Annotated in this window: 18 protein-coding genes and 1 tRNA gene; 10 read left to right on the forward strand and 9 right to left on the reverse strand. The window is 52.0% G+C overall.

The annotated features are described in order from the left end of the window. On the forward strand, positions 1-268 hold a 268-nt coding region (locus B036_RS28500), incomplete at its 5' end, for an integrase core domain-containing protein (protein WP_020568161.1). A gap of 160 nt (positions 269-428) precedes the next feature. Here B036_RS28500 and B036_RS0107930 read toward each other — a convergent pair. Continuing rightward, positions 429-1,466 carry a sugar kinase gene (locus B036_RS0107930; protein WP_020568162.1) on the reverse strand — a complete coding sequence of 346 codons (1,038 nt, stop codon included), beginning with the start codon at positions 1,464-1,466 and terminating at the stop codon, positions 429-431. 153 nt (positions 1,467-1,619) lie between these two features. Beyond that, positions 1,620-1,985: a divalent metal cation transporter gene (locus B036_RS32875; protein ID WP_083926162.1), complete on the reverse strand. Its 366-nt coding sequence runs from the start codon at positions 1,983-1,985 to the stop codon at positions 1,620-1,622. A 290-nt stretch (positions 1,986-2,275) separates the two neighbouring features. Here B036_RS32875 and B036_RS0107945 point away from each other — a divergent pair, with 290 nt between their 5' ends. Further along, positions 2,276-3,040 carry an SDR family NAD(P)-dependent oxidoreductase gene (locus B036_RS0107945; RefSeq protein ID WP_020568166.1) on the forward strand — a complete coding sequence of 255 codons (765 nt, stop codon included), beginning with the start codon at positions 2,276-2,278 and terminating at the stop codon, positions 3,038-3,040. A gap of 171 nt (positions 3,041-3,211) precedes the next feature. After that, positions 3,212-4,261: a polysaccharide lyase family 7 protein gene (locus B036_RS0107950; RefSeq protein ID WP_026231793.1), complete on the forward strand. Its 1,050-nt coding sequence runs from the start codon at positions 3,212-3,214 to the stop codon at positions 4,259-4,261. 109 nt (positions 4,262-4,370) lie between these two features. On the opposite strand, the gene B036_RS0107955 is transcribed toward B036_RS0107950, so the two are convergent. Beyond that, a complete protein-coding gene (locus tag B036_RS0107955; RefSeq protein ID WP_020568168.1) occupies positions 4,371-6,872 on the reverse strand; it encodes a PKD domain-containing protein in 2,502 nt (833 codons plus the stop codon). A 90-nt stretch (positions 6,873-6,962) separates the two neighbouring features. Continuing rightward, positions 6,963-7,436, reverse strand: coding sequence for a 23S rRNA (pseudouridine(1915)-N(3))-methyltransferase RlmH (locus B036_RS0107960; RefSeq protein WP_020568169.1), 474 nt, complete (start codon positions 7,434-7,436; stop codon positions 6,963-6,965). A gap of 194 nt (positions 7,437-7,630) precedes the next feature. On the opposite strand from B036_RS0107960, the gene lysA reads away from it, so the two are divergent. The 3 genes from lysA (at position 7,631) to B036_RS28505 (ending at position 10,402) form a co-directional block, all read left to right on the forward strand. After that, positions 7,631-8,884 carry a diaminopimelate decarboxylase gene (gene lysA / locus B036_RS0107965; RefSeq protein WP_020568170.1) on the forward strand — a complete coding sequence of 418 codons (1,254 nt, stop codon included), beginning with the start codon at positions 7,631-7,633 and terminating at the stop codon, positions 8,882-8,884. Positions 8,885-8,947: 63 nt separating this feature from the next. Beyond that, complete coding sequence (locus tag B036_RS0107970) at positions 8,948-9,553, forward strand: hypothetical protein (RefSeq protein ID WP_020568171.1); 606 nt, start codon at positions 8,948-8,950, stop codon at positions 9,551-9,553. A 24-nt stretch (positions 9,554-9,577) separates the two neighbouring features. Next, positions 9,578-10,402 (forward strand): MOSC domain-containing protein, encoded by an 825-nt coding sequence (locus B036_RS28505; RefSeq protein ID WP_044102135.1) that lies wholly within the window; start codon positions 9,578-9,580, stop codon positions 10,400-10,402. An 86-nt stretch (positions 10,403-10,488) separates the two neighbouring features. Here B036_RS28505 and hemE read toward each other — a convergent pair whose 3' ends face one another. Further along, on the reverse strand, positions 10,489-11,517 hold the full coding sequence (gene hemE / locus B036_RS0107980; RefSeq protein ID WP_020568173.1) for a uroporphyrinogen decarboxylase: 1,029 nt from the start codon (positions 11,515-11,517) through the stop codon (positions 10,489-10,491). 244 nt (positions 11,518-11,761) lie between these two features. Here hemE and B036_RS28510 point away from each other — a divergent pair, with 244 nt between their 5' ends. Continuing rightward, complete coding sequence (locus B036_RS28510) at positions 11,762-12,415, forward strand: PfkB family carbohydrate kinase (protein WP_020568174.1); 654 nt, start codon at positions 11,762-11,764, stop codon at positions 12,413-12,415. 60 nt (positions 12,416-12,475) lie between these two features. Here the strand turns inward: B036_RS28510 and B036_RS0107990 are convergent, their stop codons facing one another. After that, positions 12,476-14,638 carry an amino acid permease gene (locus tag B036_RS0107990; protein ID WP_020568175.1) on the reverse strand — a complete coding sequence of 721 codons (2,163 nt, stop codon included), beginning with the start codon at positions 14,636-14,638 and terminating at the stop codon, positions 12,476-12,478. 91 nt (positions 14,639-14,729) lie between these two features. Beyond that, positions 14,730-16,364: an acyl-CoA carboxylase subunit beta gene (locus tag B036_RS0107995; RefSeq protein WP_020568176.1), complete on the reverse strand. Its 1,635-nt coding sequence runs from the start codon at positions 16,362-16,364 to the stop codon at positions 14,730-14,732. A 112-nt stretch (positions 16,365-16,476) separates the two neighbouring features. Between B036_RS0107995 and B036_RS0108000 the strand changes: the two genes are divergently transcribed. Beyond that, positions 16,477-16,704 (forward strand): hypothetical protein, encoded by a 228-nt coding sequence (locus B036_RS0108000; RefSeq protein WP_020568177.1) that lies wholly within the window; start codon positions 16,477-16,479, stop codon positions 16,702-16,704. A 54-nt stretch (positions 16,705-16,758) separates the two neighbouring features. Here the strand turns inward: B036_RS0108000 and B036_RS0108005 are convergent. Further along, a tRNA-Leu gene (locus B036_RS0108005) sits at positions 16,759-16,843 on the reverse strand. A gap of 164 nt (positions 16,844-17,007) precedes the next feature. Between B036_RS0108005 and B036_RS0108010 the strand changes: the two genes are divergently transcribed. Then, on the forward strand, positions 17,008-17,682 hold the full coding sequence (locus B036_RS0108010) for a metallophosphoesterase family protein (protein WP_026231794.1): 675 nt from the start codon (positions 17,008-17,010) through the stop codon (positions 17,680-17,682). Between the two features lie 118 nt (positions 17,683-17,800). Here the strand turns inward: B036_RS0108010 and B036_RS0108015 are convergent, their stop codons facing one another. Next, positions 17,801-19,960 carry an outer membrane protein assembly factor BamB family protein gene (locus tag B036_RS0108015; protein WP_020568178.1) on the reverse strand — a complete coding sequence of 720 codons (2,160 nt, stop codon included), beginning with the start codon at positions 19,958-19,960 and terminating at the stop codon, positions 17,801-17,803. A gap of 427 nt (positions 19,961-20,387) precedes the next feature. Between B036_RS0108015 and B036_RS0108025 the strand changes: the two genes are divergently transcribed. Then, the gene (locus B036_RS0108025) at positions 20,388-20,870 is read left to right on the forward strand and encodes a hypothetical protein (RefSeq protein WP_020568179.1); all 483 of its coding nucleotides are present in this window, start codon (positions 20,388-20,390) and stop codon (positions 20,868-20,870) included.

Here is a 20,870-nt window from a genome sequence, read left to right on the forward strand (position 1 = left end):
CTGGGCAAAGAACAATGACATTGAGCTCAAATACATACAGCCGGGCAAACCTTCCCAGAATGGTTTAATGGAACGACTTAACAAGACCTTACGCGTTGAATGCCTTGATCTGAACTGGTTCCAATCTCTAGTGGAACTGAACGAGCGCATACAAGAATGGTCGGTAGTTTACAATCAGGTACGGCCACACAGCAGCATTGGATACAAATCACCCGTAAATCACGAGAAATCAAAACAGAATTTCTACTTTAGAGTGGTAGCGGCCTAGGGGAAGCGTACACTACCTTCCCTTGCACCAGCGTGCGCGCCCAATATGTACTTACGTAGAAGTACGAGATGCTTGTCGTGACAACAATATTTTATGTATTTTATGGGCGCGGCCGCCGGTGCAGGGGAAAGGACAAAAAGCAGGGTGGGGAGCCTCAAACCTACCTGCTAACCCGTCCCGAACCATCCCCTTCCATCAACTGCATTACTTCTTCCAACCGAATGCGGTTAAGGTCACCAAAAACGGAATGCTTCAGTGCGGAAGCTGCTAACGCAAAGTGCAACGCTTTATCGTCGTCTTCCGGCCAGGTCATCAGGCCATAAAGCAGGCCACCGACGAAACTGTCTCCGCCACCAACACGGTCGACCAGGTGGGTAAGCTCGTAGGTGGGAGCAGTATGTAGTTGGTCGCCATCATAAAGCAGCGCCGACCAACTATGGTGACTAGCTGAGTGGGACTGTCGCTGTGTAGCGATGATTTTCTTTGCCTTCGGAAAGCGTTTCATGAAGGTCCGGCCTGCTGCGATAAACTCGGCATGATCAGGACGAATATTTGCTGAAATATCGGGCTTTTCGAGCTGGAGGCCGAAGCAAAATTCGGCGTCAAAACCATTGCCAAAAATGATGTCACTGTATTCTACCAGAGCTGGCAGGATCTCACGCGGATGCTTACCATATTTCCACATCTTGGCGCGATAGTTGATGTCAGTACTGATGGTGAGGCCCATTTTCGCTGCCGTTCTGCAGGCGATGAGGCATTCATCTGCGGCCGCTTGCCCCAGCGCGGGCACTACGCCCGACCAGTGAAACCAATCAGAGCCGGTGAAAGCCGCTTCCCAGTCTATTTTGCCCGGTACCAGGGTCGCCATGCTCGAGTGAGCACGGTCGTAAACTACCTTCGGTCCGCGTTGCATGTCACCCATTTCCACGAAATAAATCCCCAGTCTGTCTCCGCCGCGAACCACCTGGTCGCACCCAACGGATTTCGTACGTAGAAAGCGCATGGCCCGGTCTCCGATATCATTATCCGGAATACGGGATACGAAGTTCGCTTTGATACCGTAGTTTGTCAGGGATGCGGCAACGTTAGCTTCTCCACCACCAAAAACCAGATCGAAGGAGGTCGCCTGACTGAAGCGTTTTCTGTTGGGCGGGCTTAAACGAAGCATTATTTCTCCGAAGGTTGTGAGCTGGGGCATGGGGGAGGGGAGTATTGGATTGGTAAATATAGTGCTTCAGATGAAGGAAGACCGGAAAGTAGTGTTTCAGAGTATTAGCCTGTTGTTAGAATGGACTCCAGGTAATTTGACCAATTTGCAGCGCTGTTTTACGCCGTCTCTGATGATGTTACCTCAGGTAAACAAAACAACGAAGCACATCACGACCACACGGGATATCCCGCTACCTGTACCGTATAAACTTCCGCTCATCACGGCCATGATCGCGCCGCTGATGCTGAAGATTAGCACCCCCGCAATTATGAAGTTGTTGCGCTGGGTTCTCCAATCCGCCTTAGACCATCCCTTACGCTGAATGAATAGCCGTCGCGACAGAAAAGTAGCCGCCGCCATAGTTGTACCAACAAATGCCGCAATTAGCATACCCGCTCCTTCGACTTCTGGAACCGTAGGGATGAGACCTCGGATGACATCACCTGGAAGTGGATAGACGAAGAATAGGGTATAATAACGGCTTCCATAAATATAGAAAGTTGAAATTGGTTAACCAAATTTTGGTCAACCAATTTACTTCGTCTATCTTTGGAAAACAATTCTGACCTGTCGGTCATCGAGCTGATTGCCCTGGCCACCGTCATAAACTACATCGACTGGCAATCATTATCGGCGCGGCGCTGGCTTTAATTGCAATCATCAGCGTGTGGGGGTTGATCTCAAAAGTTAAGCCATTCAAATCGAATTCGTCGATCACAATCTTATAAATCATTCATCAAACAAGCCATCCACTAAACCTTTAAGAAGTACGGATGGCGTATTTAAAACTAAACATAATGAGTAATCTTAATGGAAAAATTGCCATCATCACGGGAGCCACGGGCGGTATCGGTTTTGCGGTAGCAAAACGCTTAGGCCAGGACGGGTTCACCGTAATATTAAACGGTATTGACGACCAAAACGGCGCTGCCCGCGTAAAAGAACTAACGGAAGAGGGGATCAAAGCGGAATACCACGGATTCGATGTAACGAAAGAGGACGCAGTAACTAAAAGCATTACCAGTATCGGGGAGAAATACGGTAAGATCGACGTACTGGTCAACAATGCCGGAGGGCTTGGAGGACGTTCCCGGTTTGAGGAAATGACTACGGAGTTCTACCGTAACGTAATGGCACTTAATCTGGACTCAGTATTTTTCGCTTCGCGGGCGGCCATTCCTTTTCTAAAGAAAGGAGAGAGTGCAACCATCATCAATTACACCTCCAACGCAGCATGGAACGCGGGCGGGCCAGGAGCGGGAATCTACGGCACATCCAAGGCAGGCGTACAAACCATTACGCGGGCACTGGCCAAGGACCTGGCAGAATACGGTATTCGGGTAAATGCGGTGTCTCCCGGAACAATCGATACTCCCTTCCATAAGCAGATTAAATCTACGAAGCCCGAGGTTTTTGCTTCCTGGGCAAATAACATCATGCTCGGCAGGCTGGGCCAACCCGAAGACGTTGCCGGAGTAGTTTCCTTTCTAGCCAGTAAGGACGCTGCTTTTCTAACGGCAGAAACCATCCAGGTTGGAGGTGGTCAGGCTTTAGGCATTTAACACCGCTGCATCGCTGGACGTCTCAACCCGCCCTGCTTGCAAAACCTATAATTGTACCTGCGTCTGCGCCCGAATACTTTTACTTTAAAGAAGAGTGTTCGGGCGCGTCGCCGGTACAGCTATCCTACCTTCTTTGCTCTTTATAGATATATAATTACTAAATATATTTCAATGTCTACCTCGTCTAATTTAATGTTACTGATCGTCCTATGCTTAACATTGATCAGCTGTGGGGACAACACTCCCCCCGAAACGGAGAATACCAAGGAAAATGCCATCACTCATCCAAGTGACTTGATGCCTTCGATTGATCAGTGGGGAATACTGCTCGGTAACGGAGAGTCGATCAAAGACTTGGCGGGATTTTCTCACGAGGACTACTTCTACCACGTAAACGACGGCACCGATTGGGTCGTCTACAAAACACCAAATGGAGGAGTTACTTCCCCTAATTCGCACAATACACGGACGGAACTGGGGCAAAAGAAAGCTAACCGTTGGGTACCCGAAACCGGAGGAAAACTTACCGGAACGCTTAAGGTCACACACGTTTCCACTTCAGGGGACGCTAGGGTAGCGGCATCTTTTTCTGTAGTTGTGGGCCAAATCCACAGCGATAGCGGCCATGAGAATGAGCCCCTTAAAATATTCTACAAAAAATTTCCCGGTCACGCTAAAGGCTCTGTTTTCTGGAATTACGAAATCAATACGGCGGGTGATGACAACGCCGGACGGTGGGATTTCTCTACCGCCGTATGGGGTTACGACATGGCGAAGATCGGCGCTGACTCAACCGATTTTCCCGCTGAGCCAGAAGACGGAATCGAATTAGGAGAGGAGTTTAGCTACGAGGTTAATGTGTACAAAGGCATTATGTATCTCACCTTCACCAGTGATGGCCACGCGACGAAGGAGTTTACGAAAGATCTCACCGCTTCCGATTACGTCAACAAGTCGGATTTGCCCCAGCAAGTTATTACCCAATTCGTATCCATCGGTCAGGATGGAACGGAACGCCCGGAAGCTTATGCCGGCGAAACTCAGTTCTTCAAACAAGGAGCTTATAACCAAACTAACGGCCGTAGCCCGTCTACCAATATGGTATGGAGCACAGGCGGAAACACTTACGACGGCAATTTGGAGAAGCAATATGCCAACGGTGACTATGCGGAAGTCTGGTTCAGGGAATTTTCCGTTGGGCCGGGCGTCGCTCCACGTTAAAACTGTGGCGGGACCTCAAGCCTATGCGTATTTTGCCAGTTCGTTCCAATTGCTACTGATCGCTAAGCCAAACACTTAATAATCTTGTGCTTTGTTAACCAGAGGTTCTTTATTGAACAATGATTGGAACTGCAAATACGTGCCCACCCGCCAACACCCGAATGATGTAAGTCCCCGCCGGCTGCTGACTAAGGTCAAGCGACTGATCGGTAACCGGCAAGCCCAGTACACGTCCGCGCAAGTCATAAGCCCCAATAATTTGTGCCGGACCTGATACCTGCAAAACGCCCGTAGTCGGATTAGGAAACAACTTCACGCCCAGCTCAGCGAGTTCCCGGATTTCACTCAAAACATCGATGACTACATCTTGGAGAAGAGTATCCCTACACGGCCCGTTGATCGCTACGTAAGTGACCTCATAGGAGCCCGTCGCGGCATAAGTATGAGTAGGCTCCGCCTCCATACTCAGGCTATCATCCCCAAAGTTCCAGTAATGCTCCGTGGCGTTGAGGGAGAGGTTGACAAAGGTAGCCGCCGAAGTATCAACGGAAGCAGTTAACTCAGCCGTCGGTTGCGCATAGATACGTACCGGAATCGTGCGAATGGTATCATTGCCCACTGCGCCAAACAGCGTAAGGGTGATTTCGTAAGTGCCTGGTTCTGTATAAGTGACTTCCGGATTCGCTTCCTGGGATGTCTCCGGGCTGCCGCCCGGGAAGTTCCACTTCCGATCATCGTAGGTCCCGGTGCTGATATCGGCAATGGAGAATGTAAGTGGAGCACAGCCGTCTACATCTTTCAAGCTGATCTCTGCGACGGAAAATTCAGGAAGGATCGTCCTGGCTAATCCTGCCACGAGATCGCCACAATTCGCATTCAGCAGGGTAACTGTAACGAGGTAGGTCCCACCTTCCTGGTAAGTATGATCCAGTACCACAACGTTAGTATCGATGATTGTGCCGTCACCAAAATCATAGCGGATACTGTCGAAACCATTTGCACCGGTAAGGTTGACGGAAACAAATTCGTCATCGAAAATGATGTCTGTAGTTTCGACTACAGGGTTGGGAAACACCGTGAAAGTAGCGGTATCTCCAGGGTAGATGAATCCACGTGGTGTTTGCAAGGTTTGAATAGCCCTGAAGGTTCCGCGCACGGAGTCAGCAAAAAATATCCGAAGACTCAGCCCAACGGGCTGAACCGTTACTCCGGGAACCTCGGGAAGAACCTCCCAGGTTACAGCACGGGATCCCAGGCTTGCATCAGTGATTAACAGCTGCTCACCGCCGCACAGTGTGTCGGCAGATTGCGTGAAACCGCCAAAGGGTACGGGGTAAAGTATGGTGGTTTCATTTCCAACGCTGCCAACGCCTGCCGGCTCGTCGTTGGGGCCACACTCGTTAGAACCGAGCCTTAAGCCTGGTCCACCCTGGCTAAAATTTGAGACCGGACTAAAGGCGCTGCGTGCTCTGGCCGCAGAGATCATTCGGCCGCCGCTTCCGCCACCCCCGGGCCCAAAACAGCGATCAGGAGCGTTGGTTACATCGCCACCTTTTCCACCGGAGAGGTCGATTGCAGGATTTCCCCGAAGAGTATCGGCGATCAATAAGATGGAACCGGCCGCTCCGCCGCCACCGCCACCATCACCGTTGACGTCCTGCCCGGGCAGGCCAGAAACATCCAGCCGGCTACTGACGTCGAAATTGATGGTTGGGGCCCACAGCACGATGAGACCCCCTCCGTTTCCACCGGAGGCCATGTTCGTATTGTTGGCATGTCCGGCGCCACCACCTCCCCCGAAATAAAGAATGTCGTGATTGGTAATCAAGCCTGAGCCTCCCCAGCCGGGGAAATTCCCACGACAGGCGTTATTCAGCAGCCCCATAACGATGTTGCGCGCACCGTTGCCGCCGGGGCCGGAGTTGGCTCCACCTCCACCTCCGGAATTGTGGTCGTTGCCACCGCCGCCGCCGTTGGCGGCGAAGGCACGGCCTGCCTCCTGGCCGGCGGGTACGCCGGCAATGCCCTCGCCCCGTGGAGAGCCTCGCCAATTCGCCAGGTCGTAAACTTCTCCATCTGCCGAAGTGAACCGATTGCAATTACTGTCGGACTCCCGACCCGCAGCCCCACGAAAACCCGAGCCTTCGGCGTGTAATACGGCGTTCTTCTCCAGGCTGATTCGTGACTCCGCCGCCAGGAAAATGACGCCACCGGTAGTACCGTCGTAGGGTTGGCTGACCAATTGTTCTCCCGTTACCGATACCTCATTCCAGCTCTGATAAACCACGAGCTGTGTACTCGCCAGAGCATAATCATGTGTGATGGGAAAAGCCAGGAAAAGGGTGTCCCCGTTTACCCCGATGACTTTATTCAGATCGTAATGCCCTGCCCCGTTAGTAGCGCTTACCCGGCCGATGTTACTCCCGCTTAGATTAATGTCTGCACCGCCATGTTGGTAAATGAGTAACCGGGTTTGGTCATCTGCTCCCTGTGCCGCGGTACTACGCAGCCACTGCTCGGAGGAGTTAATTTCAACAATAACGTGATAACTGTTCTGTGCAGACAGCAATGCACAAAACAGCAGCGCCAGGCTACTAAATAAAAATTTCATTAGGGAAGATTGAATAGTGTCAGTGTCTGAAATCAAAGCTCTAAAGCATAAAGATACGTTTGGGATAGGGTAGGAAGGTAGAGCCTTAACTTACTCGTTATGATATTTCTCCCCCCGGAGAATGGTCATCGCCCGATACAATTGTTCAGAAATAAATAAGCGGATCATCTGGTGGCTGAAAGTCATTTTGCTGAGCGAAAGCTTCCCGTTGGCTCGTTCGTAGATAGCGGGTGGAAAACCGTAGGCACCACCCACAAGAAATACCAATCGGCGATAAGGCTTTTGCAGCTGTTTATCAAGCCAGTAAGCGAAATCCACACTCCCATGCTGTTTGCCACCTTCATCAAGGAGGATCAGGCCATCGTCGTTCTTCAGGCGGGAGAGAACCAGCTCTCCTTCCTTTTCTTTTAGCTTATCGGGAGACATTTTTCCGGCGCCCTTGATGTCGGGCAAGACCTCAAAAGTGATGGGGAGGTAGTGCTTTAGCCGTTTGGCGTAGATGGCTTCACCCTCCCGGAGATAGGGTTCGGTAGTTTTTCCAATGAAATAGACGTGGACTTTCATAAGGCGAAGATAAGGTGGGCAAACGAAACCCCAGCGATAGTAGTTAACCGACGAATTAGATGCGAGGGGGCAACTTACCCTGCGCTTAACCGCCTTATCTTTGCACCTGCGGCCGCGCCCCGTTTGTCAAACAGTCAGATAGTCCTGTGGTCAAGCAGTTGGTCGCATAGTTTTAACCCCAATAAACAAAAACCATGGAATTTTCCCAAGGTCGCTACCAGATTGGTGGCGTGGATGCCCTTCAGATCGCCGAACGCTTCGGCGCGCCTGTTTACGTTTACGATGCTGCGACGATGAAACGCCAGTATGCTCGTATGACCAAGGCATTCGGAAAAGTCAAACGGTTACGGATCAACTACGCTTGTAAAGCGCTGACCAACGTCAACGTACTGCGTATCTTCCGTGAGCTTGGCAGCGGACTCGATACCGTCTCAGTTCAGGAAGTCGAGCTCGGCCTGCTGGCCGGTTTTGATCCCCACGACATCCTGTACACCCCCAACTGCGTGAGCCTTGAGGAAGTAACCGAAGCCGTAGAGAAAGGCGTACGAATCAACATAGACAACATAGAGATACTGGAACAATTCGGTGCAAAGCACCCCGAAGTGCCCGTTTGTATCCGGCTTAATCCGCACATCATGGCGGGCGGAAACTCTAAGATCAGTGTTGGACACATCGACTCCAAGTTTGGAATCAGCATCCACCAGGTACCCCACGTACTCAAGGTAGTTGCTGCGCTGGGACTGAAGATCGAAGGGCTGCACATGCACACTGGTTCTGACATTTACGACGCTGAGGTATTCCTGCGGGCAGTCGAAATTCTGCTCAATGCTGCGGGTGATTTCCCTGATCTTGACTACCTTGATTTCGGCTCCGGCTTCAAAGTGCCTTACAAGGATGGTGGCATCGCTACCGATATCGAAGACCTGGGCGACCGCCTGGGCGACCGTTTCAACGAATTCTGTGCCGAATACGGCCGGGACCTTGAACTGATGTTCGAGCCGGGTAAGTTTCTCGTTAGCGAAGCCGGGTTCTTTCTGGTACGGACCAACGTGGTAAAAACCACCACGGCTTCCGTCTTCGCGGGGGTTGATAGCGGACTGAACCACCTCATCCGCCCGATGTTCTACGATGCTTACCATCACATCACCAATATCTCCAATCCGGAGGGTAAGCCGAGAATTTACAATGTTGTCGGCTATATCTGTGAAACGGATACCTTTGGTGTTAACCGCAGACTGAGCGAAGTGCGGGAAGGGGATATCCTGTCTATGGCTAATGCCGGTGCCTACAGTTTCATGATGGCCAGTAACTACAACAGCCGTTTCCGGCCCGCCGAAGTGCTGGTCCTCGACGGAGAGGCCCACCTCATCCGTCGCCGTGAAACGATGGAAGATTTGCTGGGGACGCAGGTGCAGCTGGATGCGCTAAGAAGAGAAGCTGTTGTTTAGAAAAGGAAGTTGAAAGGCAGCGAGTTTATTGGCTTTTGCGTTAGCAAAACAGAACCCTGATACATGAAATTCCTTCTAGCGCTACTTTCTTTTAATTTTCTGTGCGTCTGGTGCTTCGGTTTACAGGATTGTTCCGGTGACGACCTGATCTGCGAGGAATTCTTACCGGTCCTGCCGCAGCTTGCTACCGCAATACCTTATGAAAACGGTGAGGTTTTACAATTCCGCTTTGAGGACGATCCTGAAGTCATTAGCATCAATGTATTTAGGAACGAAGGTTTAATTGGTAGTCAGCAATGCCAGGATATGATTCTCACAGTTTTGGAAACGGGGGACTCTGATCGGCGGTTTCGGCTTTCTCTATCAACAGATACAAATGGCGAAAGCCAACTGTGGTTTGATTTTTCATTTACCTCTCTGGAGCCTGAGGATCGGGAATTTTTCAATCTTGAGTATGATGAATTGGACGTAGCGGGTGTGAGGCCACCGCTTGAGCTTCGTATGGTCGCCGATACGACTTTGGCTGGGTTCAATTACCAGGACGTAGCGATTGTTAGGATTTCCGAGGTGGTGGAGCCGGGAAAAATCAGCTCCTTCATTTATAACCGGGCAGACGGTTTGTTACGGGTGGAAAGAATGAATGCTCCCGCCGTCTTCCGTGTTAATTGATTCAACAACCAAGATCACGCTATCATGCATGTACATAAACTCTACCGCTACCCAGTCAAGTCTCTCGGCGGCCAGTCCGTGACGTCTCTAATGCCCGAAATCCGTGGCTTTCAGGATGACCGCCGTTGGATGTTCGTGGAGGAAAGCGGCCAATTCATTTCCCGTCGGGCAGTGCCAGCCATGTGCGAATACGCAGCGGAGGTACATGGTGACGAACTTAGGTTTGTACGTATTGCCGACGGTAGTGTTTTGGGCGCGGTCGCAGGTGCAAGGGAAGGTGACAAAAGCATTGAAGTCAATGTTTGGGATGATACCTTAACGGCTACGCTGATCGAAGATGAGCGCCTCCCTGCCATCGCCGCAGGCCTGGGTATCCCCGGCGCCCGGCTGGTGTACATGGGGGAGGAGAACCGCCGCCCGGTTGACCCGCGCTACGCTAAACCTGGAGAAGAAGTCTCTTTTGCTGATGGTTACCCTTACCTAATTACCGGAACCATGAGCCTGGTTGATCTTTCAGACAGGCTTCGTACCGATGTTGATGTGCGCCGTTTCCGGCCCAACATAGTACTGGAAACGGTTGTCGAATACGTTGAAGACAAATTAGCCTGGATAACGGTCGGTGCAAATCATTTTCGCCTCACTAAGCCCTGTGCCCGCTGCATCATGGTTACCCAGGATCCCGATACCGGAGAACGGGACCTGCGGGTGCTGGCCGAGTTGGCCTCCTATCGCAAAGAAGGTAATAAAGTGCTGTTTGGCATGAATGCCTGCTGGGAAGGAGGTTCGGGAGAAATTTCGGTGGGCGACACGGTGGATTATCCTCCGGTGTACAGTGACAAAACTTTTTAAGTAAAGTTATCCGGTTGTCGGGTTATCCGGTTCTCGAGTTGTCGTACTACTGGAATAATCCGACAACCGACAACCCGACAACTTGACTAATACCGATACCCCTTAACCGTATCCACAAACGCCCGCACACCCTCCAGCGGCGTATCCGGGTAAACGCCGTGGCCAAGGTTCACGATGTGCTTACCGCCGAAGTTTTTGATCATAGCGTTGGTCGCGGAAATGATCTCGTTGTGGGGGGCGTAAAGTTGAACTGGGTCCAGGTTGCCCTGTAAAACTTTGCCCTGTACCTGCTTTCTTGCTTCTACCGGGTCGGCGATCCAGTCCAGCTGGACAACGTCGCAGGCAAGTTGACCGATCTGCGGCAGTGCATGTCGGGCATCCTTGGCGAATATGGTCACTGGTGTCTTCCCACCTAACTCCTCAATAATAAGCTTCAAGTAAGGAAGGCTAAATTCCTGATAATGAGCTGGAGGCAACACGCCAGCCCAGCTGTCAAATAACTGAATAAGGTCCGCACCATGTTCAACTTTCCCCTTCAGATAGGCAGCGGTTGCCCGTGCGATTCGTTCCAGGAGCGCGTGACTTAGGGCAGGGTCTTTGTACAGCATTGCACGTGCTTTGCTGAAGGTCTTGCTGCCGCCGCCTTCAACCATGTAGGCGAAGATCGTCCACGGTGCACCGGCGAAGCCGATGAGCGGAACGCGGTTGTTGAGGGCTTTTTTCGTGGCATCGAGCGCATCGTACACGTAGCCGAGGTGGCTGGGGGCATCGGCTGCCGGACGAAGCTTATTAACGTCGGCCATTGACTTGATGACCTCGGGAAAACGGGGGCCAACTTTTTCCACCATCGTGTAATCCAGGCCAAGCGCCTCGGGGATGACCAGTATGTCGCTGAAAATGATGGCCGCGTCAACACCCAGTTCATCTACCGGCTGAATGGTGACTTCAGCGGCAAGGTCAGGGGTGGAAACCAACTCTTTAAAACCACTCAGCTGCGCGCGTAAAGCCCGGTACTGGGGCAGGATGCGTCCGGCCTGGCGCATCAGCCATACGGGCGGTCGTTCGGTGTTTTCGCCGCGCGCTGCGCGGAGGAATAGGTCGTTGTCGTAACTCATTCGGTAAAGATAGACTACGGATTATTCTGAATTCCTTTGAAGCGCAAAAGTTGATATTGACATGACATGACTTAATTTGCGTTAGATGGCAGACTAAGGACGCGAAGCTGCTGTGCTACCTGATCGTTGCGGGAGGGTAGTGAGCAAATGGCGCGGCCGCAGGTGCAAGGAGAGCTTAAGAAAGAGCAAGGATGTAAGATCGTTACTACTGCTGATTTTTTTACTCATTTGATACTTTCTCAAAATGAAATCAATAGTTGTGGTCGGGTCTTCCAATACCGACATGGTTGTAAAAACGGAACGCTTCCCTAAGCCAGGTGAGACGATTGTTGGCGGAGAGTTCTTCCTCTTTGCCGGAGGCAAAGGTGCCAACCAGGCTGTGGCTGCCGCCCGGCTGGGCGGCGGTGTTAAGTTCGTCGCCAGGGTAGGGGATGACCTGTTTGGCCGGCAGGCCGTGGCGGGCTTCAAAGCTGAAGGGATTGATTGTACCTCGGTCAGGACCGATCCGGACCTTGCCTCCGGGACGGCACTGATCACCGTTGATGCCTCGGGCGAGAACAGCATTGTCGTTGCCCCGGGAGCCAATAACGCCCTGGAACCTGAAGACTTAGCGGAGATTGATTTCTCCGCAGCAGGCCTGGTCCTGATGCAATTGGAAACGCCGCTTCCCACCATTGCTGCCGCTACTAAAGCCGCACCCGGAAAATGTGTCCTCAACCCGGCCCCCGCCCAAACCTTGCCCCCTGAAATACACAAAGGCCTCTACCTCATTACCCCGAATGAAACCGAGGCCGAACTGCTTACCGGTGTTTTACCAACGGACCCTGCATCCTGCGTGTGCGCCGCAAAAATCTTACATAACGCTGGCGTCCGGCACGTAATCATTAAGGAAGTGTAACTTTTGTTCCCCGGCACTTGTGCCGGATTTGTACTAACCGGCACAAGTGCCGGGGAACAATCAAGCAAAAATATTCTCATGCCCGGAGTCCATGACGAACAGGCATGTGGTGCCCACCTTTGCTGCGGTTTCATGATAATAATTCATGTCGTTACCGGGATGAATACCGAAAAAATTGAGGTCTGCCGGCGGAGTATGATTCAACTGTTCGAAAAAATTGCCATGGATCACCCGGGTTTCGTCAATCGGCATTCTGGCGAGGGCAATTACTTGCTGTAGGTAATTTCTTGCCTTAGTCTGGTCCTCAAAATCATCAACTACGGTGATGATGCGGACTTTGGCCGACCAGTTAAGCTTCAATTTGTAAGCCAATAATAAGGCCAGGTCCTGGTTCTGATGTTCAGGTGTCACCTCCCAGTCGGGTGCCTGGGCACGCAACCATACATTGACCGTTTGCTGGCGGCCCAGCATGGCCAACGGGTGTGGGGCGTAAACGATCACACCGAGTTCCAGCCGACGGGCTTCTCCAATAATTTTAGGAAAATCATCTACCGCCTCCTTGGCTTCCAGCAGGTTTAGGAATACAATGTTGGGCCTGAAGAAGGCCGCCGTCAACGCCTGGTTACCGAAGTTAACCCCTTCGGCAAAGCTGTTGGTCCGCATCATGGCCACCGACGAGTGCACGTCTACCTGCTGAAACGCTCGTGAGGTTGCGTGGAGACGCATATTCAGGTCGCCTTTTTCGCCATCACCGATACCTAGTAAAACCGCAGCTCCTTTAGGGTAGGCGAGGTCACGGATGATCGAGAAACTTCCCTGCACTGCCGCGTTATCACCAACGGGAACAATCAGGTTCGGTTTCCAGGTACGTTCTTGCTGGTGGACATTCTCCGCCGTATGCTTTGCTGCCCATTCGGCGAAAGAGGTGAACAGTCCGCTCCGGACGTCCTCAAACCGCGTCTCCAGTTTCCTCCGGCTAAGCAGGCCGTAAACGAAGAACATCAACGCCCAGGACACCAGACTGATGATGGGATTGATGATGAACATGGTAAAGAGACTACCGATCAGGCCAACCCATGGCACGATATGGTTGACGGTGAACGTAGGCCGAAAACTTACCAGGCCCAACCTTTGCTCGATGATGACTACAATGTTGAGCATCGCGTAAGTGATGAGGAAAAACATGGTCACCAGCGGGGCGACAGCATTGAGGTCGCGCAGCAGCATGGTGGCAAAAATGAGCACCCCGGTTACGAGCATGGCATTTCGGGGTTGGCCGGCCTTGTCCTGAAATTCAAGCCATTCGCTCTGTGGCAATACCCGGTGTTGCCCCATGGCAAACAGGATCCTGGAGGAACCAATGATGGAGGCCAGCGCAGAGGAAAAAGTAGCACCCAGCACGCCTGCAATAATTAGCGGAGGGAACCAGGCTTTTTCGATCATGATGTTGTAATTCGACACCAGCTCATATTCTGAAGCGGAGCGGGCGATCCAATAAGCCAACAACATGTAAATGACAAAACTGACGCCGATGGCCCACAAGGTTCCTTTAGGGATGCTCCGTCCTGGATTCTTAAGTTCTCCAGACATATTTGCCCCAGCCATAATACCGGTTGCTGCGGGGAAGAATACGGCGAACACCAGCCAGAATTTCTCTGAGCCTTCCGCTGAAACTCCGGAATAGCTTCCAAAGCGTACAACATCGGCCGTTCCGTTAACCATAGAACCATTAAAAGCGGCCATTACGATAACCGCCAGAGAGGCACAGATAATCGCCATGATGATGTACTGTGTCTTGATGGCCAGCTCTGCACTTTTCCAGGCAATGCCATAGAGCACCACGAATACGAGGACGTCTATAAGAAAAGCGGGATGCTCCGGGAAAATGGACAGCCAGCCTTCCCGAAAACCGAAGATGTACATGGTAACGGCCAATCCCTGGGATATGTAGCGTGGTATACCCAGACTTCCCCCAACCTCCAGGCCAAGGGCCCGGGCAATAATGGCGTAGGCACCTCCGGCACCAATGCGGGTGTTGGTCGTAATGGAGGACATTGACAGTGCCGTAGTCAATGTGATACCGAAAGCCAGAATGATGATGGACCAGGCACCGAGCAGCCCTGCATTACCGACCACCCAACCCAGGCGCAGGTACATGATTACGCCCAGGATAGTCAGCAGAGTAGGGGTGAATACGCCGCCGAAGGTTCCGAACTTTTTCATGGGTTTAGTTAGTAATGGTTATTGGACTGAAAACAGCTTGGACGGAATTCTCAAGGAATAATTCTAAGGACGCCCTTCGCCCAAATTAACGCTAAGTCTGCAAAACGCCCATCTTCCATTCTTCAGTAGGCGCAAACTGCGCTGCTTCCACCCCCGCTGAAATCCAGCTCCGGGTGGCCCGTGGGTCGATAATCTCATCTACCCATAAACGGGCCGCTGCGTAGTAGGGACTGGTTTGGGCGTCGTACCGGTCAGTGATTTTTTTGAGGAGTTCTTTTTCTTCGGTAGCCGTTACAATTTCACCTTTAGCCTTACGGCTGCCGACCTGAATCTGGAGTAATACCTTGGCGGCCTGCGCGCCGCCCATTACGGCCAGTCGGGCACTTGGCCACGAAAGCATCAACCTGGGATCGTAGGCACGGCCGCACATGGCGTAGTTGCCCGCTCCGTAGCTGTTGCCAGCCACGATGCTGAATTTTGGCACTACGCTGTTGCTCATAGCATTCACCATTTTAGCACCGTCTTTGATGATGCCGCCCTGCTCTGAGCGGCTACCGACCATGAAGCCGGAGACATCGTGCAGGAAGACCAACGGTATGCCCTTCTGATTACAGATCATGATGAAGCGGGCTGCCTTATCCGCCGAGTCAGAGTAAATAACACCGCCAAACTGCATTTCGCCTTTACCGGATTTTACGACTTGTCGGTTATTAGCCACGATGCCAACGCTCCAGCCATCGATGCGGGCGTAACCGCAAAGCAGGGTTTGTCCGTATTCTTCTTTGAATTCGGTGAATTTGCCGCCGTCTACCAAGGCTGCGATTAGTTCCCGGCCCTCATAGGGCTTGGCCCGGTCTTCGGGCAAGACTTTCAGAATGGCGTTGTTGTCGTCGCTGGGTGGTACCGCTTCAATTCGATTGAAATTAGTCAGTATGGTTTGGGGCATCCGGCCAACAAGGTCGCGGATGGTAGCGAGGCACTCCTGATCATCCTTACATTTGTAGTCGATGACGCCGCTGACCGAAGCGTGCATTTCCGCGCCGCCAAGGTCTTCAGCGTCCACCTTTTCGCCGATGGCGGCCCGCACTAGGTAAGGTCCGGCCAGGAAAATACTTCCGGTGCCTTCCACGATCAGGGATTCGTCCGACATGATCGGCAGGTAAGCCCCCCCAGCCACACAGCTGCCCATTACTGCAGCTATTTGAGGCACACCCATGGCACTCATTTTTGCGTTGTTCCGGAAGATCCTACCGAAGTGTTCTTTATCCGGGAAAATCTCATCCTGCATGGGCAGAAAGACCCCCGCACTATCTACGAGATAAATAATCGGCACCCGGTTTTCCATTGCGATTTCCTGGGCACGGAGATTTTTCTTAGCGGCAATGGGAAACCATGCGCCGGCTTTTACGGTGGCATCATTTGCCACTATAACGCAAAGGCGGCCATGTACCCGGCCATAGCCGGTTACTACACCTCCTGCGGGGCAACCGCCGTACTCTTCGTACATTTCATAGCCGGCGAAAGCACCAAATTCTAAGAAATCTGTGCTTTCGTCGCAAAGTTGGGCCACTCGTTCACGTGCCGTTAATTTTCCATTCGCGTGTTGTTTGGCAATTCGCTTTGCGCCGCCACCTTCGCGTATTTTATCCAGACGATGATTCAGGCGTGAGAGGGAAAGATGCATCGCATCTTCGTGTTCGAGGGCGGCTTGTTCTTTTTTGGTCATGTTGTGGTGGTAGTGTATTGGTTGGTTGGGCAATAGTCCTCGGCAATATACTGCTAGAGACACAAGATACTGCGGTAAGGTTCAATTTCATTTACTCTTGTATTTTTGCCCCATGACATCTTCAACTGCCGGCCTAATCGTCGAAATTCTACTCTTTGCCATCGGGCTCTATCTGTACCTCTTTGCCCGGGGAATCATCAGCTTCGGCAGCGACGAAGCAAAGGCCCGCGCCGAGGCCTTTCGCAAGGACAATGCTACCTGGATGCGCCTGATGGGTTTGGCCCTGGCGGCCGTAATGGCAATGAACGTATTTTTTCACGTTCGGGAGATGATGGGGTAGGGGAACAAAAAAACGGCCCCCAACATGCGTTGAGAGCCGTCCAGTATGTACTTGTACCCGGAACGGGAATCGAACCCGTACTTCCTCAATGGAAACTGGATTTTAAGTCCAGCGCGTCTACCAGTTCCGCCATCCGGGCGGTACAGTCGCAAAGGTAATTCTTTGGCGCACATTCACAAGCCCAAAGTGATTTTTAGCGCAACCTTGCACCTGTTAAATACCGTTACCCTTCTGGAAAGTTTCTCTTATTGGCTTTCCATGCCCCATTTTCCTTTACTCCTTTCACCTTTCTTCCTTTTACCGATGAGACAATTCGCCATTTCAGACATCCACGGCCACCTGGATACTTTTAAGGCCCTCCTCCGTCAATTAGCTTTCAGTAAAAGGGATGAACTCTTTCTATTGGGAGATTTTATCGACCGGGGACCAAATAGCAAGGGGGTGATCGATTACGTGAAGGCCCTTCAGGCCAAAGGACGTCGGGTCCATTGCCTTCGGGGCAACCACGAACAAATGTGTGTTGAAGCGCCAAATAACCGGGATTACTGGCGCATGTGGCTCCAACATGGTGGAAAGGAAACCTGCGCCAGCTTTGCCAGCCAGGACTACACAGTGCCCGAGAAATACCTTTCGTGGATGAAGGAATTACCACTGCACCTTGAAACAGAAGGGTATCTTTTTGTCCACGCAGGGATCGACACCCGCAAATCGGATCCGTTGGCAGACCAGGATTCGTTGCTTTGGGCAAGAAATTGGACAGATAAAATGGACCACGATTGGCTGGATGGCCGCATCATTGTTCATGGGCATACACCGACACCCGTTGAGGACATTCAGCTCAGCGTTCATGCCGTAGACCACCTGCCGGTCATTAACGTTGATGCAGGTTGCTTTGCGAAAAAAAGGAGCGGTATGGGCTATTTGTGCGCATTGGAGTTAGGGAGTCATGCGCTTACTTTTCAGAAGAATGTTGGCTAGGTAGGGAGCTCGAAGCGTCGCGCAGCGACTTTTGAGCGTCCATGAGAGAGCAACCTTGAAGAGGGGGCAAAAGCACCCTGAAACCTCCCTTTGCACCTGCGTCCGCGCGCCATTCATCTTACTCCGGCAACCCAAACGCTACATAGCTATCCCCAGCCCGGGTCCCCAGCTTTCCACCACCACAAGCAATCACTACTAACTGTTTTCCGTCAATTTCATAAACGGCAGGCGTAGCAAAGCCCGCAGCGGGCAGATCTGTTTCCCAAAGCAAGACCCCGGTACGTTTATTAAAGGCCCGGAATTTACCATCGGAGGTGGCGGCAATAAACAGCACGCCTCCGGCGGTGATCACGGGGCCGCCGTAGTTTTCTGTACCGGTGGCAGGTAGGCCCTTCGCCTTATAATCCGGGTATTCCCCGAGTGGAATTTGCCAACGGTGCTCCCCTGTATTCAGGTCAATAGCGGTGAGCGTTCCCCAGGGTGGTGAGATGGCTGGTTTGCCGTCTGGAGCCAGGAATTTCTTATAGCCGTTCATCTTCCAGGGTATAAAATACGGGTCTTCTCCGGGCGACAACGGTTTGAGCGTAAACGGCTGTTTGCCCTCCGTTTCTTGTTCCAGTACGAAGCTGGCCAGTGCTGCAACCTCCTCCTCTTTCAAGTGGCCAAAAGCTGGCATCATCCGTCGTCCGCTACGGATCAATTCGGCGAAGGAGCTGGTTTCGTAACGTTCGCCAATGTTGATAAGCGTAGGGTTGTTGCCCGTGCCAATCCGGTCCTCTCCGTGGCAGGTTTGGCAATGCTTCACGTACAGCCGCTGACCAGCTGCTGCCCAATTCTCGTCTCCCCGGGGCGTCCACTCTACCTCCCGCATATCAATCAGCCAGGCCATATTGCTGCTGTTAACGTAGAGCATGTTCTCCTTTGGGTCAAAGGCCGGTCCTCCCCATTCTGCACCGCCATCAAAACCAGGCAGCAAAATGAAGGGTTGCTTACCCGGGGGGAGATACGGATTGCCATAACGATGGGTACGAAATACTTCTGCTACTACCTCGCGGTCCGCTTCGCTGAGGTAGGGGTTAATGTCGCCCGGCCCAACAACTTGTCGGGCAAAGGGAGCAGGTTTGTCCGGAATCGGTTGGGTAGGGTGGAGCTGTTCACCGGGCATGGCACCAGCTTGCGGAACGGGCGTTTCGGTAACTGGGAAAACTGGTTTTCCGGTTTCACGATCTAACACAAATAAGTAGCCATTTTTAGTAGGCTGTGCTACCGCTGCAATGTCTTTGCCAGCGTGGTTGACGGTGACCAGTACGGGCGGGGTGGGGTGGTCTTTGTCCCAAAGGTCATGGTGGACGGTCTGGTAGTGCCAGCGGCGCTCTCCGGTAAGCGCATCCAAAGCAAGTACACAATTGGCGTAAAGATTTTCTCCTGGCCGGTTGCCACCGTAAAAGTCATAGGACGCTGAACCGGTACCGCAAAAGATCAGCCCCCGGCCCTTGTCCATGCTGAAGCCCGACCAGGCATTGGCTCCTCCGGTGTACTCCCAGGCAGATTTGTTGTCCCAGGTGTCAAATCCTTCGTCCGTAGGCCCCGGGATAGTGCGGAAGATCCATTTTTGTTCTCCGGTACGAACGTCATAGGCGCGGATGTGGCCCGGTGCAGCCGGTAGTGACTCGTTGACCCGGGTACCCATCACCAGCACGTCCTGATAAACAATCCCCGGAGAGGTGGAGACGATGAAATCATCGTCCACATTACGACCCAGCCCCTTGTGTAAATCAATATGGCCTCCGTTTCCGAAGGAAGTAATAATTGCTCCGTCAGCGGCGTCGATGGCATAGGTTAGCGATCCGGCGGTAAAGAATAACCGGGTGCCGCCATCGCCTTTCCAGTGCGCCAGACCACGAGCATTAATCATATTGTGCTTGAACCTGCTTCCATTCTCATCCAGTGCAACATCCTGAGGGTCAAAGACCCATTTCTCCATCCCAGTCGCTGCTTCAGCGGCGAAAAGGCGCATTTGTGGCGTTACACCGTATAAACTGCCGTCCACCACGATTGGGTTGCACTGAATTTGGCTGAAATTGGCCGTATCAGCATCACCAGTGTGATAGGTCCATAAGGGAACCAGTTGATCTACGTTCGCCGTGTCAATCTGCGTAGCTTCACTGTAATGACTTAGACCGGGGTCACCGCCATAATACGACCAGCTTGCAGGGGGCGCTTGATCAGGCGTACAGGCAAAAAGAACAAGGAGTAGCAACAGAGGAATTAAGCGCATAATCGTGTGGTTGATCCGCTTTAAAGGTAATACGTTCTTATTTTCTGGCGGGGCCGCGGGTGCAAAGGGAATTTTTGGAAAGCAAGGGAAAGAACTATAAAGAAACTAAGGCATTGAGTGCTACACTAAGAAGAATTCAATCAAGATGAGATTTAGCCAAAGCCAGGGAAGGTGCATCCGCCGCAAAGTCTGCCCTTAAACTTATCCTTGCACCTGCGGCCGCGCCCTGAAAGTCAAGGAGAGAATTCGTGAATGAAGGGGTAGCTACCGCATCAAAATGCCCACAGTACTCGTTTTGCCGACCCCGAAATTTAATCTTTTCTACGGCTCCATAATGCCTGAATGAACTTAATGGTTTCTGCCCTATAGCTCCCTTAGCGGAATTCCTTAGTTTTCTTAATGTCTTAGTGGTTACTGCCTCCCTACCTTGCAACTCTTTCACCAAATCTTCGTCTTTCCCATCGTGACGACTAGTAACCCCAATTTTTACCTCCTCATCCTGGCAGCCCTTGGCTGGGCGGTTAGCCTGTATTTTGGCTTTTTTCGCTACAGACAATATCTTTGGAGTCGAAATAAAGTCCGGTATGACCTATTGCAAAAGATCGATCAACGCCGGGCTGACCTTGCTTCGAAGCTGTTGATGTTTCTTGACATCAGCACTGCAACTAAGCCCCGAAAAGCAAGGACTAAAGCCCTACTTCGCCGATACTTCTCCCTCCTGCAGCAAGTTAATTTTTATCAGAATGAAGGGGTATTCGATGAGGCCATCCTGGTACATCTTCGGTCAACCATCTCCAGCGATCTCCGGGCCATTACCAGCCGCGATAAACAACTAAACAACTTACTACTCGAGTGGCTGGCGACAGTGGCTACTCCTGGTGATTTTCTCAGTAGTCTGAATTTTGAATAA

Origin of the sequence: Neolewinella persica DSM 23188 (assembly GCF_000373105.1) — a bacterium.
Lineage (GTDB): Bacteria > Bacteroidota > Bacteroidia > Chitinophagales > Saprospiraceae > Neolewinella > Neolewinella persica.

What these genes read in the sequence shown, in the direction of transcription:
- lysA (WP_020568170.1), top strand. Translation starts at nt 7,631, where the DNA reads ATGGAATTTTCCCAAGGTCGCTACCAGATTGGTGGCGTGGATGCCCTT.
- B036_RS0107950 (WP_026231793.1), top strand. Translation starts at nt 3,212, where the DNA reads ATGTCTACCTCGTCTAATTTAATGTTACTGATCGTCCTATGCTTAACA.
- B036_RS0107930 (WP_020568162.1), bottom strand. Translation starts at nt 1,466, where the DNA reads ATGCCCCAGCTCACAACCTTCGGAGAAATAATGCTTCGTTTAAGCCCG.
- B036_RS0107995 (WP_020568176.1), bottom strand. Translation starts at nt 16,364, where the DNA reads ATGACCAAAAAAGAACAAGCCGCCCTCGAACACGAAGATGCGATGCAT.
- B036_RS0108015 (WP_020568178.1), bottom strand. Translation starts at nt 19,960, where the DNA reads ATGCGCTTAATTCCTCTGTTGCTACTCCTTGTTCTTTTTGCCTGTACG.
- B036_RS0107960 (WP_020568169.1), bottom strand. Translation starts at nt 7,436, where the DNA reads ATGAAAGTCCACGTCTATTTCATTGGAAAAACTACCGAACCCTATCTC.
- B036_RS0107990 (WP_020568175.1), bottom strand. Translation starts at nt 14,638, where the DNA reads ATGAAAAAGTTCGGAACCTTCGGCGGCGTATTCACCCCTACTCTGCTG.
- B036_RS28510 (WP_020568174.1), top strand. Translation starts at nt 11,762, where the DNA reads ATGAAATCAATAGTTGTGGTCGGGTCTTCCAATACCGACATGGTTGTA.
- B036_RS0107955 (WP_020568168.1), bottom strand. Translation starts at nt 6,872, where the DNA reads ATGAAATTTTTATTTAGTAGCCTGGCGCTGCTGTTTTGTGCATTGCTG.
- hemE (WP_020568173.1), bottom strand. Translation starts at nt 11,517, where the DNA reads ATGAGTTACGACAACGACCTATTCCTCCGCGCAGCGCGCGGCGAAAAC.
- B036_RS0107945 (WP_020568166.1), top strand. Translation starts at nt 2,276, where the DNA reads ATGAGTAATCTTAATGGAAAAATTGCCATCATCACGGGAGCCACGGGC.
- B036_RS28505 (WP_044102135.1), top strand. Translation starts at nt 9,578, where the DNA reads ATGCATGTACATAAACTCTACCGCTACCCAGTCAAGTCTCTCGGCGGC.
- B036_RS0108000 (WP_020568177.1), top strand. Translation starts at nt 16,477, where the DNA reads ATGACATCTTCAACTGCCGGCCTAATCGTCGAAATTCTACTCTTTGCC.
- B036_RS0108010 (WP_026231794.1), top strand. Translation starts at nt 17,008, where the DNA reads ATGAGACAATTCGCCATTTCAGACATCCACGGCCACCTGGATACTTTT.
- B036_RS0107970 (WP_020568171.1), top strand. Translation starts at nt 8,948, where the DNA reads ATGAAATTCCTTCTAGCGCTACTTTCTTTTAATTTTCTGTGCGTCTGG.